This window comes from Actinokineospora iranica, assembly GCF_900101685.1.
GTDB classification, from domain to species: Bacteria; Actinomycetota; Actinomycetes; order Mycobacteriales; family Pseudonocardiaceae; genus Actinokineospora; species Actinokineospora iranica.
In genome coordinates this window covers 244882-259988 of the sequence record NZ_FMZZ01000008.1, presented here as the reverse complement: position 1 = coordinate 259988, position 15107 = coordinate 244882, and the positions used below count along the sequence as shown (strand labels likewise).

13 protein-coding genes are annotated in these 15107 nt (G+C 70.9%); 5 read left to right on the top strand and 8 right to left on the bottom strand.

Annotation, left to right across the window (positions count from 1 at the left end; all coding sequences use genetic code 11):
- Positions 1–266: 266 nt before the first annotated feature.
- Positions 267–623, bottom strand: coding sequence for a ComF family protein (locus tag BLS56_RS31555; RefSeq protein ID WP_175482908.1), 357 nt, complete (start codon positions 621–623; stop codon positions 267–269).
- 531 nt (positions 624–1154) lie between these two features.
- Between BLS56_RS31555 and BLS56_RS32805 the strand changes: the two genes are divergently transcribed.
- Entirely contained in the window at positions 1155–1439 is a 285-nt protein-coding gene (locus tag BLS56_RS32805) for a hypothetical protein (protein ID WP_175482907.1), read from the top strand.
- Positions 1440–1673: 234 nt separating this feature from the next.
- Here BLS56_RS32805 and BLS56_RS18295 read toward each other — a convergent pair whose 3' ends face one another.
- The 3 genes from BLS56_RS18295 to mtrA are packed head-to-tail and all read right to left on the bottom strand — an operon-like array spanning position 1674 to position 5759.
- Complete coding sequence (locus BLS56_RS18295) at positions 1674–3389, bottom strand: LpqB family beta-propeller domain-containing protein (RefSeq protein WP_091452242.1); 1716 nt, start codon at positions 3387–3389, stop codon at positions 1674–1676.
- Positions 3386–5068 carry an MtrAB system histidine kinase MtrB gene (gene mtrB, locus BLS56_RS18290; RefSeq protein ID WP_175482906.1) on the bottom strand — a complete coding sequence of 561 codons (1683 nt, stop codon included), beginning with the start codon at positions 5066–5068 and terminating at the stop codon, positions 3386–3388. The genes BLS56_RS18295 and mtrB overlap by 4 nt, the downstream gene beginning before the upstream one ends.
- Positions 5069–5081: 13 nt before the next feature.
- Entirely contained in the window at positions 5082–5759 is a 678-nt protein-coding gene (gene mtrA / locus BLS56_RS18285; RefSeq protein WP_091452241.1) for an MtrAB system response regulator MtrA, read from the bottom strand.
- Between the two features lie 101 nt (positions 5760–5860).
- Between mtrA and BLS56_RS18280 the strand changes: the two genes are divergently transcribed.
- The gene (locus BLS56_RS18280; RefSeq protein ID WP_091452238.1) at positions 5861–6343 is read left to right on the top strand and encodes a VOC family protein; all 483 of its coding nucleotides are present in this window, start codon (positions 5861–5863) and stop codon (positions 6341–6343) included.
- 5 nt (positions 6344–6348) lie between these two features.
- Here the strand turns inward: BLS56_RS18280 and BLS56_RS18275 are convergent, their stop codons facing one another.
- Positions 6349–6987: a dTMP kinase gene (locus BLS56_RS18275; protein ID WP_091452235.1), complete on the bottom strand. Its 639-nt coding sequence runs from the start codon at positions 6985–6987 to the stop codon at positions 6349–6351.
- A gap of 255 nt (positions 6988–7242) precedes the next feature.
- Positions 7243–8733 (bottom strand): adenosylhomocysteinase, encoded by a 1491-nt coding sequence (gene ahcY, locus BLS56_RS18270; protein WP_091452233.1) that lies wholly within the window; start codon positions 8731–8733, stop codon positions 7243–7245.
- Positions 8734–8844: 111 nt separating this feature from the next.
- Here ahcY and BLS56_RS18265 point away from each other — a divergent pair, with 111 nt between their 5' ends.
- Together BLS56_RS18265 and BLS56_RS18260 are read left to right on the top strand one after the other, a co-directional pair.
- Positions 8845–11178 (top strand): alpha/beta hydrolase family protein, encoded by a 2334-nt coding sequence (locus BLS56_RS18265; protein WP_091452231.1) that lies wholly within the window; start codon positions 8845–8847, stop codon positions 11176–11178.
- Positions 11179–11283: 105 nt separating this feature from the next.
- Positions 11284–12801 carry an APC family permease gene (locus BLS56_RS18260; protein WP_091452229.1) on the top strand — a complete coding sequence of 506 codons (1518 nt, stop codon included), beginning with the start codon at positions 11284–11286 and terminating at the stop codon, positions 12799–12801.
- Here the strand turns inward: BLS56_RS18260 and BLS56_RS18255 are convergent.
- Both BLS56_RS18255 and BLS56_RS18250 read right to left on the bottom strand, forming a co-directional pair.
- Entirely contained in the window at positions 12798–13118 is a 321-nt protein-coding gene (locus BLS56_RS18255; protein ID WP_091452226.1) for a hypothetical protein, read from the bottom strand. The two genes, BLS56_RS18260 and BLS56_RS18255, sit on opposite strands and share 4 nt — an antisense overlap.
- Before the next feature lie 225 nt (positions 13119–13343).
- Positions 13344–13541, bottom strand: a complete 198-nt coding sequence (locus BLS56_RS18250) for a hypothetical protein (RefSeq protein WP_139190797.1) — start codon at positions 13539–13541, stop codon at positions 13344–13346.
- Positions 13542–13841: 300 nt separating this feature from the next.
- Between BLS56_RS18250 and BLS56_RS18245 the strand changes: the two genes are divergently transcribed.
- Positions 13842–15107, top strand: a complete 1266-nt coding sequence (locus BLS56_RS18245) for a glutamate mutase L (RefSeq protein WP_091452221.1) — start codon at positions 13842–13844, stop codon at positions 15105–15107.

The window sequence follows — 15107 nt, the reverse complement described above, 5'->3', positions numbered from 1 at the left end:
TCGCCGCGACGGCTGAACCGGCGCAAGGGAGCACACGCCAGCCGACTCGGCCATTCGGGCGCGAGCCGTTTCACCTGGACAGCGCATGGCGCCCCACCGAGCAGTGGTGTAGCGGACTAGGGCAGTCGGAGTCACCGTCACCGCCAAGGGCGCTTTCGCCGCCGCCACACCGAGCCGCATACCTAGCCAACGGGGCGGGCAGACGCGGGGTTCCCGATCCGGCTCACCCGATTGGGGGCGTCCAGGTGTCCGGCATGTGGACCTGATCATGCCGCCGCCGTGCACGCGAGGACCGCGAGGACCGGATGACCCGCCGCCGCCAGCGCGCGGGCGCAGGCCGCGGCCGTGGCCCCGGTGGTCACCACGTCGTCCAGGACGAGCACGGGCGTGCCCGGCGGCGGAACACCCGCCGGGTCGACGGCGAGGTGACGGGCGAGGTTGGCTGCCCGCCCCGCCGGACTCAGGCCGACGGAGTCCCGCGCGCCCCGGGTGAGCCTGAGCGCGGGCGCCACAGCCGCCGGGACGCCGTTGGCCGCCAGGTGGCGGGCGGCGTGGACGGCGACCCGGGCCATGTGGTGGGCGCCGCGCCTGCGGGAAGCGGCGGTGCGGGACGGGGCGGGCACCAGCCAGAGAGTGGCTTCGGCAGCCGACGGCGAGACAGGGGGCACCGCGTGGCAGGGCGACTTGGGGAAGGGCGGCTTGAGGGGCGCGGGCGGTGGGGAGGTGGTTCGGGTCGGGCGCGACGGGGAAGAAGACGAATGGGGATGCGGCACGGCTGAGGTCGGGGAAGGCAGAGGGACCGTGTGGTGGGCCGAGGCTCGCGGCGGGGTCGAGATGGACGTCGGCGGAGACAGGGAAAGCAGATGGGCCGCACTCCGCCCCGAGGTCGAGACAGGTCCGAAAGCCAGAGGGGGCGGCGAACAGGCTGGGTTGCCCGATGGGGCAGCGGAGCTGGGCGAAGTCGGTGTGATCGCGGTGTCGGCGGAAACTCCGACCGCATCAGTGAGGACATGCCGAACAGACGACGGTCCACCTGACTCGCTGGACGAGGGGTGATTGGCGGATGGCCCACTGTCCTTGTCGAACGACGGAGTTCTGGGCGAAGACCAGCCTTCGAGCAAGTGGAGTGACCGGGCGGAAGGTGGTTCGTTCGGTTGCGGGGGCGGCGGCTGGACCGCTGCCGGATCGTGGGGAAGGCAGGTCTGGGGCGGCGGGGCGGCGGGGCGGGGTGCGGTGCCGAAGGTGAGGCGGGTGGCGTTGGCCAGGAGGGCGGGGACGGCGGCGGCCAGGGCGGGGAGCCGGTCGGCGGCTTTGGGGAGGGCGGCGGCCAGGGCCTGGCCGAGGACGGCCGCGAGGGCACGCCGTCCGCCTTCCTTGTAGGCGAGCACGGCTCGGCGGGCGGGGCCGCGGTAGAGGGTGAGGGCGAGGACGGGGGGTGACTTCGCGGTGGCGGTCCGGTCGACCTGGAGTAGGCCGGTCAGGGTTTGGGCGCAGGGGGCGCACCAGTGGGTGCCGGGGGTGTCGCAGCCCGCGCAGTGGCGGGGCAGGAGCAGGTCGAACACGGGAGTGAGGTTCATGGGGCCAGCGTGGACCGAGTGGAGCGACAGGCGGCGGGAGTTGTCCACAACCCCCGAAGTTGTCCACAGGGTGGCCTGGACCCTGGCGAAGGCTGGTCAGCCGGGGTAGAAGGGGACCGCGCCGCGCCCTTGGCCGGGTTGTTGGGCCTGCCAGACCTTGCCCGCCTCCTGGGTCGACCACATGCCGGAGCCGTCGGTGACGATGACCGAGCGGCTGGGGGCCGCGGTGATGGCGGTGATCGGCGGGGTCAGGTTGGTCTTGTTGTACTGGGTGTAGGTCAGGCCGTCGATGGGGAGGCTGGCGACCGGCATGGCGGGCTGCTCGGTCGCGGCGATGACCGTGAGGCGGTCGAGCCAGTCCAGGCCGATGACGTTCTTGACGACACCGCCTTGCAGCGTGCGGGCGGCGCTGATCGCCACCGCGTCGTTCTTTCTGACCACCGCGGCCACCTTGACCTCTCCGTTCACCACGGCCGCGACGCGGGCGCCGTCGCGGGAGAGGCGCAGTTGGGTGATGGTGCCGCCGTTGCGGGTGAGTTCGGAGGCGTCGACCGGGAAGTCCTCCCAGGTGCCGCTGGCGGTGCGGACGACGCGGACCACGAAGGCGCCGTCCTGGACTGTCCAGACCTCGTTGGGGCCGCCGTTGTCGGTGCCGCCGAACAGCCAGGTGGGGCGGGTCAGGGTGGCGGTCGGGGACAGGCTGACCTCGGGCAGGTCGGCGTTGGTGCGGCCGACGCGCAGGCGGGCGCCGGTCTCGCTGCGCTGGACGACCGCGAGGTGGCTGCCGTCGAGGGACTGGGCGGCGCTGAGGATGTCGTAGGCGCCGGAGCCGCTGGGGCCGTCGACCGGCTTTCCGTCGCGCAGGGAGAGCAGCTTTCCGCCGGACACCATCAGGCCGAGAAGGTCCGGTTTGAGCCTGGTGAGGGCGTCGTACGAGCCGACGTCGCTGGGCCGCCAGTCCTCCTTGGTCGGGACCAGCGGGCTGCCCTCGCTGCGCAGCCGGACGACGCTGGTCGTGACCGTTTTCAGGGACAGGACGATCTGGGCGGCCATGCGCTCTCTGTCCTCGTTGGACTTGTCGACGCGGGTGAGGTTGACCAGGATCGCGCCGTCCGGCTCTTGCACCACGTTGGTGCTCAGGCCCAGGCCTTCCAGTTGGCTGCGCACCGCGCCCTGGATGGCCTCGGACGGCCCGCCGAGCAGCAGTCCGACAACCCTGCCGTAGAGCCCTTCGCGCGGTTCGATCGCCACGTAGCGGGGGTCGGGGACCATGACGCGCTGCTCCGGGTCGAAGAACTCCAGGTTGACCCGGCGGTAGCTGGCGTCGAAGTCCGACTCGGCGATGAGCACCGCGCTCGGCGGCACCGAGATGCGCCACTGGCCGTCTTGGCGTTTGACGATGACCCGGTACTCCACCGACTGCACGCTCGGGACGAAGGAGTTGTCCGCCTTGAGCCTGCCTACCGCGTTGGCGGTAAGCACGACTACCTGCTCGTTGGCGGTGTCCCTGCCCTCTTGCACTGACTGCGGAACGGTCTTGAACTCGTCCTCGACGATGGTCGGCTCGTCGGAGCCCTTCCAGTTGGGCCGGGCCTCGTCGGTCAGGTAGGTGCGGGCCGCGTCGGGGTTGCCCGCGTTGTAGACGAACTGCTGGACGAGGGTGAACGGGTCGAGGCCGGGCGCGGGCTTGCCGATCGGGCGGGGCTCGTCGGCGGTGGCGTCCACGACGACCTTGGGCAGGGTGCGATCGGGGATGTTCGCGCAGCCCGCGAGGAAGGCCGCGCACACCAGGGCGATGAGCAAGCGGGTCACGGGTACGCCTCCTCGGGTACCGACAGCGGCTGTGGCGCGGGCTGGGTGGCCGGACGGGCGTCCTCGGGCGTCAGCGGCAGCGGGCTCTGCACGTAGGCCACGTCCTGGAGCCGGGGCAGGGTGAGCCGGAAGCACGCGCCAGCGCCCAGCTCGCCCCAGGCGTCGAGGCCGCCGCCGTGCAGGCGGGCGTCCTCCAGGCTGATGGCCAGACCGAGGCCGGTGCCGCCGGTGTGCCGGTTGCGCGACGGGTCGGCGCGCCAGAACCGGTTGAACACGAGCTCGGCCTCGCCGGGGCGCAGGCCGACGCCGTGGTCCCGGACGGTGATGGCGATGGCGTCGGCGTTCATGGCCATCCGCAGCTCGACCGGCCTGCCCTCGCCGTGGTCGATGGCGTTGGCGAGCAGGTTGCGCAGGATCCGCTCGACGCGCCGCGACTCGACCTCCGCGGTCGACTCCTCCTCGGGCAGGTCGAGCACGATCTCCGAGCCCGCGTTGCGCGCGATGACCCGCACCGACTCGACCGCGCGCCGGGCGATCGCCCGCAGGTCCGCGTACTCGGTGACCAGTTCCTCGACGCCCGCGTCGAGTCGGGAGATCTCCAGCAGGTCGGCCAGGAGCGTCTCGAACCGGTCGAGTTCGTCTACCAGCAGCTCGGTAGACCGGGCAAGACCCGAGGGGAACTGCGCGCGGGAGGCGTGCAAGACGTCGGCGGCCATGCGGACCGTGGTGAGCGGGGTCCGCAGCTCGTGCGAGACGTCTGAGGTGAAGCGGCGCTGGAGCTGGCCGAACTCCTCAAGCTGCCGGATCTGCCGTTCGATGCTCTCGGCCATCTCGTTGTACGACTGGGCGAGCCGGGCCACGTCGTCCTCGCCCGCGACGACCATCCGCTCGTCCAGCTCGCCGTCGGCGAACCGTTCGGCGGCGCGGGCGGCTCGGCGCACCGGTAGCACTACCTGACGGGTTACCAGGTTGGTGATTCCGGCCAAGAGCAGCAGCAGCACGACGCCGCCGACGAGCAGCGTGCTCTGCACGACGCTGATCGTGCGCTGCTCAGCGGCCAGCGGATAGAGCATGTAGAGCTGCAGCGCCGGGTTCGTGGTGGTGACCGGGGCGCCGACCATGAGGAAGGTGAGCCGCTCGCCCTCGCGGTCGACGGTGTAGATCTGGGAAACCGTGCGGTTGGGCGTGCTCAGCACGAAATCCCGCAGGGACTTCGGAACGCTGTTGTAGTCGCCCGCCGCGCTGACGTCCTCCCGGGCCATGTCCGGCGCGTCGTTGACCAGCACCGGCTCGAACGCGCCTGCCGCGCCCGCGCCGGACTGGTCCGGCGACGAGCTGGTCAGCTTGTTGAGCGCGCTGGTGAGCCGGTCGCGGATCGCGTCGGAGTCGCGGCTGATGCCGACCAGTTCCAGTTCGGCGATCTGCACGGCGGCGCGCGTCTGGGCCACCGCCGCCGCCTCCTTGGTGCCCAGGAGGCGCTCGGTGATCTGGTTCTGCAAGACCATGCCGAGGACGAACACCACCGCGGAACCGAGCGCGAGCGTGCTGACCACGACCCGCAGTTGCAGGGACCGCCGCCACAGGTCGCCGAAGGCGGCGGAGTGGCGGCGGCCGGTCGCGACGAGCCCGCCCACCGCCGCGGCCAGGCTGCGCAGGTGCCGGGTGAGGAACGCCTTCACGGAACCCCCTCGGTCACGGCGGGCCTGCCTTGTACCCCACGCCGCGCACCGTCAGCACGACCTCGGGGTGCTCCGGGTCGCGCTCGACCTTGGAGCGCAGCCGCTGCACGTGCACGTTGACCAGGCGGGTGTCCGCGGCGTGCCGGTAGCCCCAAACCTGTTCGAGCAGGACCTCGCGGGTGAACACCTGGCGCGGCTTGCGGGCCAGGGCGACGAGCAGGTCGAACTCCAGCGGGGTGAGCTGGATGGCCCTGCCGTCGCGGGTGACCTCGTGGCCGGGCACGTCGATGGTGAGGTCGCCGATGCCCAGGGTCTCGGCTGGCTCGGACTCGGTGCGGCGCAGCCGGGCGCGCACGCGGGCGACCAGCTCCTTGGGCTTGAACGGCTTGACCACGTAGTCGTCGGCGCCGGATTCCAGGCCGAGCACGATGTCCACGGTGTCGCTCTTGGCGGTGAGCATCACGATCGGCACCCCGGACTCGCCGCGGATGGCCTTGCAGACGTCGATCCCGTTCATCCCGGGCAACATCAGGTCGAGCAGCACAAGATCGGGTTTCAGCTCGCGCAGGGCGGGCAGCGCCCGCGAGCCGTCGGCCACCACGGCGGTGTCGAACCCCTCGCCGCGCAGCACGATCGTGAGCATCTCGGCGAGAGCCGGGTCGTCGTCCACTACCAGCACACGTGCCTTCATGGGCACATCGTCGCACTGTTCACACCGCGTTCGTCCACCGCCCGCGCAACGCGCCCGGCGAGTATGGTTGAAGCTTGAACAAACACGTGACAGGAGCTCCCATGGGCATCCGCAGGCTCAACCACGCCGTGCTCTACGTCCGGCACCTCCCGCGCAGCGTGGCCTTCTACCAGGACGTCCTCGGCTTCCACACGGTCGGGGCCTTCCCGGGAGCGGTGTTCCTGCGCGCGGCGGACTCCGACAACGACCACGACCTGGGCCTGTTCCAGGTGGGCCCGGACGCCGAGGGCCCGACCCAGGGCACGGTCGGGCTCTACCACCTGGCCTGGTCGGTGCGCACGCTGACCGAGCTGGCCGCCTTCGCGCGCGCCCTGGCCGAGGTGGGCGCGCTGGTCGGCATGTCCGACCACGGGGTGTCCAAGTCGCTCTACGCCAAGGACCCCGACGGCATCGAGTTCGAGGTGTCCTGGTTCGTGCCGCGCGACCGGGTGACCCCGGAGATGGAGGCGCCCGTCGGCCCCCGGCCGCTGGACCTCGACGCCGAGATCGCGCGCTGGGGCACCGACGTGGTGGGCGCTCTCTAGGTCTCTTACCCGAGCAGGGTCGCCGCCAACGCCGACAGGTCAGGCGTGGCGGCGCCGTCGAGCACGTGCCAGGGAGACAGCCAGGACGCGGCGGCCAACCCGTCGTAGACGGCGCCGACCCTGACCTGGAGAGCCGTGTCGGATTCCCACTTGTCGCGGGCTCGGGCGTCGGTGTGCTCGCGGTGGGCGGCCCGCTCGGCGGCCAAGGTCGCCGAGACGCGCAAGAGGAGCTGGGCGTGCGGCGCCGGGAGGCCGAACCGCTCGATCTCGATGGCGCGCACCCAGTCCACGAACTCGCCCGACGCGTCCTGGCGCAGGCGGGCCGCGCCGTAGGCGGCGTTGGAGGCGACGTAGCGGTCGAGCAGGAGGACGTCGTGGGTGGCGAGGTCCGAACGCAGGTCGGTCAGCGCTCCCTGACGGTCCAGCGCATAGAGGATGCCCATGCCGTAGACGGACTGGCTCAGACCGCCGAGCCTTCCGTGCAGACCGTCGTGAACCAGGTCGGCGGTAACCGACTGTCCGTAGCGCGGGAAGGCACGCGCGCCTACCGTGGCGCCGTGTTCGGCGAGAGCGGCGGTCAGTTTGCCTGCCAGGGTGCGCTTACCGGCGCCGTCCAAGCCCTCGATCACGATCAGTCGTCCCACCCGGAAGACCCTACGCGGGGGTGGGCCACGGAAAGCCGTGGGTGGCGCGCTCCCCCTCCCCCGAAGGAGCGCGCCACCCACTCACCCCCGCCGGGGGTGGTTCGCCGACGCAGGCGCGCCCCCTGCGCGCGCCGGAACTACACAAGATCGTCCGAACCGGGTGACCCGTTACATCTTCTGTCCCCCGCTGGAAAGACGCCTGCCCCGCCGCGCGGGTTGCGCGGCGGGGCAGGGAAAAGCGGTGAACCGGGAAAATCAGTAGCGGTAGTGCTCCGACTTGAACGGGCCGTCGACGTCGACGTCGATGTACTCGGCCTGCTCCTTGGTCAGCTTGGTGAGAGTGCCGCCGAGCGCTTCGAGGTGGATGCGGGCGACCTTCTCGTCCAGCTTCTTGGGGAGGCGGTAGACCTCCTTGTCGTACTCCTCGTGCTTGGTGAACAGCTCGACCTGGGCGATCACCTGGTTGGAGAAGCTGTTCGACATGACGAAGCTGGGGTGGCCGGTGGCGTTGCCCAGGTTCATCAGGCGGCCCTCGGACAGCACGATGATCGAGTGCCCGTCGGGGAACACCCACTCGTCCACCTGCGGCTTGATGTTGATCCGCCGCACCCCGGGCCAGCGGGCCAGGCCCGCCATGTCGAGCTCGTTGTCGAAGTGGCCGACGTTGCCCAGGATCGCCTGGTGCTTCATCCGCGACATGTGCGCCGCGGTCACCACGTCCTTGTTGCCGGTCGTGGTGATCACGATGTCGGCCTTCTCGATGACCTCGTCGAGCGAGCGGACCTCGTAGCCGTCCATCGCTGCCTGCAGGGCGCAGATCGGGTCGATCTCGGTGACGACCACCCGGCCGCCCTGCGCGCGCAGGCTCTCGGCCGAGCCCTTGCCGACGTCGCCGTAGCCGCAGACCACGGCGAGCTTTCCGCCGATGAGGACGTCGGTGCCGCGGTTGATGCCGTCGACCAGCGAGTGGCGGATGCCGTAGCGGTTGTCGAACTTGCTCTTGGTCACCGAGTCGTTGACGTTGATCGCCGGGAACAGCAGCTCGCCCGCGGCGGCCAGCTGGTAGAGGCGGAGCACGCCGGTGGTGGTCTCCTCGGTGACGCCGCGGATGTCGGCGGCGATCCTGGTCCACTTGCCCGAGTCGGCCGCCAGCGAGTCGCGCAGCGTCTCCAGGATGATGCCCCATTCCTCCGGGTCATCGTCGGAGAACGCGGGCACCACGCCCGCCTTCTCGTACTGCACGCCCTTGTGGACCAGCAGCGTCGCGTCGCCGCCGTCGTCGAGGATCATGTTCGGGCCGCCGCCGTCCGGCCAGGTCATCATCTTCTCGGTCGCCCACCAGTACTCCGGCAGGGTCTCGCCCTTCCAGGCGTAGACCGGGACGCCCTTGGGCTCCTCCGGCGTGCCGTGCGGGCCGACCACGACGGCGGCGGCCGCGTGGTCCTGGGTGGAGAAGATGTTGCACGAGCACCAGCGGACCTCGGCGCCGAGGGCGACCAGTGTCTCGATCAACACCGCGGTCTGGACGGTCATGTGCAGCGACCCGGAGACGCGGGCGCCCCGCAGCGGGTACACCTCCGCGTACTCGCGGCGCAGGGCCATCAGGCCCGGCATCTCGTGCTCGGCCAGCCGGATCTCCTTGCGGCCGAACTCGGCCAGGGAGAGATCGGCCACGGCGAAATCAATGCCGTTGCGCGTCTGCGCATAGCTAGCCCCGGTCGTGGTCCGCGTGTCTTCTGCGGTCATCGGGTAAATCCTCCAGACTTCGGGTTCCAGCGGAAGACTACCGTTGTGGTAGGAGGCGTGGAGCGGCTCGAGGGGTGATCCGCGCCGGGGGGTGCGACCGGGGGAGAAATCGTGCTGCTGAGTGGCTCGGAAACCCGTGTGGTGGAACTGCGCGTGCACGGGATCATGGGGACCAGCGCGGAATCGCTGGTGTCCGCGGTGGCGGCGGTCGACGTCGCGGGGGACGGGGTCGGGCGGGTCGTCCGGCCCGCTGACCGGCTGCGACGCCCGGCGCCGGGCCCGGTGCTGCGGGCCGAGGGCAGGTCGGTGCCCCGCGTGGTCGAGGGGTATGTCTGGGGCGCGATGACCTCCGGCGGGTGGGCGAAGGCCACGTGGGCGCTGCTGTTTCCGTTTTCGTTGGCCAACATGGCGCATTGGATGCTCCCGCCCATCCCCAGCGGTCACCGCGCTGCCCGCCTGCTCGGTCTACTTAACCGATCACTCTTACGTTTGGCCGCCCTGCTGCTTACCGCGCTGCTGGTAGCGCAAACGGCGGTGGTGAGCCTTGATTTGCTGGCCGCGCAATGCCTGGCGCCCGGCACCGGCTGCCTGGCCTGGGTGCCGGAAGACCTGCGCGCGGCCTATCCCTTCCGGCAGGCCGTGGGGGTGCTGCCCGCGCTGCTGGCGATCTTCGTGCTGCACCGGATCTCGTCGGTCGCGTGGGAGACCCCGGCGGCGCCGAATCCGCCCGCCGCGCCGCCGAACACCCGGGTCCAGCTGCCCGGCCGCAATCTGGTCGCCGACCCCGACACCCCGGCCTTGCGCACGCTGCACGTGGTCACGGCGCTGGCCACGGTGGCGCTGATCCCGCTCGGCGGACCGTTCCACCCGCCCTCGGGCGGTCTGGCGCGCGGGCTGTGGGTCGGCGCGCTGGTGGTGATCGCGGCGATGGCGCTGGGCGCCCTGCTGCTCGACGACCCGAGGGGCGCGGAGCCGAGGCGGGGCGGGCGGTGGCTGCGGGTCGCGCTCGGCCGCGGTTCCCGGACAGTGCTGCTGAGCGCGGCCACCGGCCTGGCCGTCGCGGCGGCCGCGGTCATGCGGCCGGTTCCCGGCGGGCTCCCGGGCACCGGCTCGACGGTGGAGGCGATCGCGGGCGGGCTGATCGGGGCCGTGGTGCTGCTCGGCCTGCTGCTCGTGCCCGCCGCGCTGCTCGCCCGGCGCACCTGGTCCGGCCTGCCCGGCGACCTGCGGCCGTGGGCGGGGGGCTGGATGGCCGCGCCGGTGCTGGCGTTCGCCGGGCTGCTCGGCGGCGGGCTCGGCGCGGGCCTGTCGATCACGCTGCGGGAGCTGGTCGGCGACGGCGACATCATGCTGCCGCAGGGATACGAGCAGGTCACCCTGCTGTGGGGCGCGGCAGCGGTGATCGGCGCGGCGGTGGCGGTCCCCAGCCTGGCGGTGGCGGCTATCCGGCTGCTGGTAGTCCCGGAGGGCTACCGGGAGATCGATCTGCTGCACCAGGGGAAGCCGCGCGACGCGGCCAGGGCGCTGCGCGCGTGGCGGCTGGCGGGCTGGCAGCGCCGCAACATGCACCGGATGCTGCTGGCCACGGCGGGGGTGCTGGCCGCGGGGGCGGGGATCTCGGTGACGATGCGGGTCGCCGGAATCCGGACACCGGAGTGGATGAGCCCGCTGTCCGGACTGGGCATCGTGACGCTGGGCCTGCTCGCCGCGTCTCTCCTGCGGGCGGTCTACACCGCCGCCAAGAAACCGGAAGCGGGCAGGCGGCTGGGCGTGCTGGCCGACCTCGCCTCGTTCTGGCCGCGCGAGGCGCACCCGACCGTGCCGCCGTGCTACGCGCTGAAGGTCGCGCCCGAGTTGGCCGCGCGGGTGGTCGAGCATCTCCGCGATCCGTCCACCCGTGTCGTGCTGACCGGGCACAGTCAGGGAAGCCTGCTTGTCGCGGTCACCGCGGCGCGGCTGCTGGAGTCGATGAACGAGCCGGAGCGGCAGCGGCTCGGCCTGGTGACGGTCGGGTCGCAGCTTCAGTGGGCGTACCCGCGCGCGTTTCCCGGCGCGGTGCCGCACGAGTCGCTGGCGCAACTGGCCGGGCAACTGGGAATCCGGTGGCGGTCGCTGTGCCGCGGCACGGACCCGCTGGGCGGCGCGGTGACCACCTGGGGCAGGCAGGTGTGCGACGGGCGGCTGCTGGGAACCGGATTCCGGGCAGACGGCACCGTCGGCCCGCTACCCGCGGCCAAGGTAAGCCCCACCGGGGCGCTCGTGCTGGGCGGCGACCACTGGCTGCCGGACCCGATGCGCGGCCCGTTCCCCGGACGGCGGTGGGCCGCCGGAATCCTGGGACACGGGAACTACATGGTCGACCCGGAGTGGGACCGCGCGGTCGCGCTCGCCGCGGGCCTGGACCCGGCGGACCCCACGTCGACCTCCTGGCGCTCGGTTCCGTAGCGGTCCGGCTCGCGCGATCACAACCACTGCCCGTGGTGGGCAGGGACCTTCCAACGGGGATAACCTCGCGTGGCCTATTCACCCACAAGTAGAGGGAGCTTGCCGGTGCCTGGCAACGGTCTGTGGCGGACGAAGTCGGTGGAGCAGTCGATCGCGGACACCGACGACCCGGACACCAGGCTCCGCCGCGACCTCTCGACCTGGGACCTGGTCGTCTTCGGAGTCGCGGTGGTGATCGGCGCGGGCATCTTCACCCTTACCGCGCGCACGGCAGGCGACTTCGCGGGACCGTCGGTCTCGCTGGCGTTCGTGATCGCCGCTATCGCCTGCGCGCTGGCCGCGCTCTGCTACGCCGAGTTCGCCTCCACTGTGCCGGTCGCGGGTAGCGCGTACACGTTCTCTTACGCGACCTTCGGCGAGTTCGTCGCGTGGATCATCGGCTGGGACCTCGTCCTCGAACTCGCGGTCGGGTCCGCGGCGGTGTCCAAGGGCTGGTCGGTCTACCTGAACACGGTTATGGGCTACGTGTTCGGCTTCGACCCGGCGGTGACGACGGCGACCGTGGTCACGGTCGGCGGCCTGCACGTGGACTGGGGCGCGCTGCTGCTGGTGGTCGTGCTCGCGACACTGCTGGCGATCGGCACGAAGCTGTCGTCGCGGGTGAGCATGGTGATCACCGGCATCAAGGTCGGCATCGTGCTGTTCGTCATCGTGCTCGGCCTCTTCTACGTCAAGGCGGCCAACTACAGCCCGTTCATCCCGCCCGCCCAAGAGGCCGCGCCCGGGGAAAGCGGCGTCGAGCAGTCGCTGTTCTCTTACCTTGTCGGCGGGGAGGGAAGCACCTTCGGCGGGTTCGGGCTCTTGGCGGGCGCGTCGCTGGTGTTCTTCGCGTTCATCGGCTTCGACATCGTCGCCACCACCGCGGAAGAGACCAAGAACCCGCAGCGGTCGGTGCCGCGCGGCATCTTCGGGTCGCTGTCCATCGTGACCCTGCTCTACGTCGCGGTGTCGCTGGTGCTCGTGGGCATGGTCTCCTACCAGCAGCTGGCGACCACCGCGAAGCCCGACGGCAGCGAGGACAAGAAGACCCTGGCCACCGCGTTCGCGCTCAACGACGTCGACTGGGCGGCGCAGGTGATCTCCATCGGCGCGCTCGCGGGCCTGACGACCGTGGTGATGGTGCTGATGCTCGGCCAGATCCGGGTCGTGTACGCCATGTCCCGCGACGGCCTGTTCCCCCGCGGCCTCTCCCGCACCAGCGCAAAGGGCACCCCGGCGCGCGCCACCATCGCCGTTGGCGCGCTCGTCGCGGTCGCGGCGACCTTCTTCGACGCCGACAAGCTGGAGGAAATGGTCAACGTCGGCACGCTGTTCGCGTTCGTGCTGGTGTCCGCGGGCGTGATCGTCCTGCGGCGCACCCGGCCCGACCTGCCCCGGGCGTTCCGGGTGCCGTGGATGCCGGTGCTCCCGCTGCTGGCGATCGCGGCCTGCCTGTGGCTGATGCTGAACCTGACAGTGCTGACCTGGCTGCGGTTTGTCGGGTGGATGGCGCTGGGCGTCGTCCTCTATTTCGCGTACGGCAGGCGCCACTCACTGCTACACAAGGAAGCGATCAAGCCCTAGTCGGTTTCCGAGGGGGAACAACCTTCCCCCTCCGCGTAGTAGATGGTCGTGCCCTCATGGGTGAAGTGACTGAACTCGACATGCCGACAGACCCAGGTGATGCCGCTGTCCGCCACGAAGATCCTCCCCGGCCCCTCGTAGTCGTCCATTTCGTCGCAGACGGTGGCATCCACCTCGACGTTGGGCGGGTTTCCCTCTTGGCCGATCGTCTTGAGGCAGCCTGCCTCGGGCAGGTCCGCGCGCGCGGCGGAAGCGTCGCAGGCCAGCACGGCGCCCGCGGCGAGGGCCGCCGCGACGCCGAAGCGCAAGCGGTTCATCTCTCCTCCTGAATAGCGACAAGAAAGGTTACGGAACTTGCAATCCGATATAGGTGAACAACATCCCGCCTGCGGCGAATCACACCATTGAGCGTCGCTCGATTGTCGAATTCGACAGGTGACCACACCTCGGCCGCGCGCGGCCTCCACCGCACGCCCGCTCCGGACCGGCCTGGCGGCGCCCGCGACCTGTTTCGACTCCAAGCAGACCGCCGCACAGCTTTGTCAGTCTTCGCGCATCAAGGGAACACAATCGAATCCTTCGGCGGCCCAGATGTTCGTCCAGCGAACCAGATGGACCCGGGCGTCATCGCAAACCCAGTTGATCCCGGTGTCCCTGGTGGTGATCTTCGCAGGACCCCGGTACTCGATGTGATCGCAGCCGACAGCCACAATGCTGTAGTGCGGGATTTCCCCGTTCACCTCCGCGGTCCCATCGCAGTACACGTGCTTTGGTTGCTGATCCGCGTGCGCGGCCGAGGCTCCCGATACCGCCAATGCCCCCGCGGCAACGGCGCTCAACAACCCGCAACAAAACCGCCTCATATCTCCTCCTGAACAGAAACAGGAATTCCGGCGACACTGGCCGAACTTGCCCCTCCTTTATAAGGGAACAAGCGCAGGACCCGACACCAAACCACACCATTGAGCGTCCCTCGATTGTTTCGCTCACTGATCAGTCATTCCGCGGGGCGAGAAGTTCGCCGCGTAAGATGCCCGCTCATGCCCCTGCTCTGCGTGGATGTCGGCTCTACCTGGACCAAGGGAGCGCTGGTGTCTCCCGGCGGCGAACTGCTGGGGACCGCGCAGCACAAGACCACGCTGCCGGAGGTGTTGGACGGGATCGACGCTGTCGTCGCGGCGTTGGGGGCGGCGGGGGCCGAGGTGTTGGCCTGTTCTTCGGCGGGTGGGGGCCTGCGGTTGGCGGTGGTGGGGCAAGAGCGGCTGGTCAGCGCCGAGGCGGGCTACCGGGTGGCGTTGTCGGCGGGGGCGCGGGTGGTGCACGTGTCCGGTGGGCCGGTGGACGTGACCCGGTTGCGTGACTCTCGCCCGGACCTGGTGCTGCTGGTCGGCGGCACGGACGGCGGCGACCAGCGGACGCTGCTGCGCAACGCGGGCGCGTTGGCGGGCATCGGGGTGCCGATTGTCCTCGCGGGAAACGTCGACGGCCGGGACGAGGCGCTGTCGTTGTTGGCCGGGGAGACGGTTGTGCCTACCGCGAATGTCTTGCCCGATGTGGGGGAACTGGACCCTGAACCGGCGCGGGCGGCCATCCGCGCCCTGTTTCTGCGGCACGTCATCGGGGGCAAGGGGCTGTCGGCGGGGTCGCGGTTCCGGTCGCTGGTGCGGACGGTGACCCCGGACGCGGTGCTGACGGGGGTGTCCCGGCTGGCGCACCCGCGGGCCACCGAGGACGCGGGCGCTGTCCTGGTCGTGGACGTCGGCGGGGCGACCACTGATGTCTACTCGGCCGTGTCCACCGCGGCCAAGAGCAAGACAACAGTGGCGCTGCCCGCCGACCGGCGCACGGTCGAGGGCGACATCGGGATGCGGTGGTCGGCGCCCGGGATCGTCGCGGAAGCGCTTGCCGAGCGACTGGTAAGCAACGACTCGCTGCTCGCCGCCGCGGAACAGCGGGCGGCCGACGTCGAGTTCCTTCCCGCCAACGCGGAAGAGGCAGCTATCGACACCCGGTTGGCCGCACTGGCCGCCGTCTTGGCTGTGCGCCGCCACCTGCGGCTGGTAAGCGGCAACCTGGGGCCACGCGGGGCGGGCCTCTTAGTCCTGTCCGGCGGCGTCTTCCGGCACTCGTCAGCGCTGGCGGAGGTCGAGGACGCCCTGCGCACCGACCCGGTCCTGCGTCCGGTTCTCCGCGCGGCCCGGATCACGGTCGACCGCGACTACGTCCTCGCGCCCGCAGGACTCCTGAGCGGCGCGGGCCACGACGCGGCGGCGGACCGGCTGGTCCGCCGCCTGTGCGACGGATAG

What these genes read in the sequence shown, in the direction of transcription:
- BLS56_RS18245 (WP_091452221.1), top strand. Translation starts at nt 13,842, where the DNA reads ATGCCCCTGCTCTGCGTGGATGTCGGCTCTACCTGGACCAAGGGAGCG.
- BLS56_RS18255 (WP_091452226.1), bottom strand. Translation starts at nt 13,118, where the DNA reads ATGAACCGCTTGCGCTTCGGCGTCGCGGCGGCCCTCGCCGCGGGCGCC.
- BLS56_RS18280 (WP_091452238.1), top strand. Translation starts at nt 5,861, where the DNA reads ATGGGCATCCGCAGGCTCAACCACGCCGTGCTCTACGTCCGGCACCTC.
- mtrA (WP_091452241.1), bottom strand. Translation starts at nt 5,759, where the DNA reads ATGAAGGCACGTGTGCTGGTAGTGGACGACGACCCGGCTCTCGCCGAG.
- ahcY (WP_091452233.1), bottom strand. Translation starts at nt 8,733, where the DNA reads ATGACCGCAGAAGACACGCGGACCACGACCGGGGCTAGCTATGCGCAG.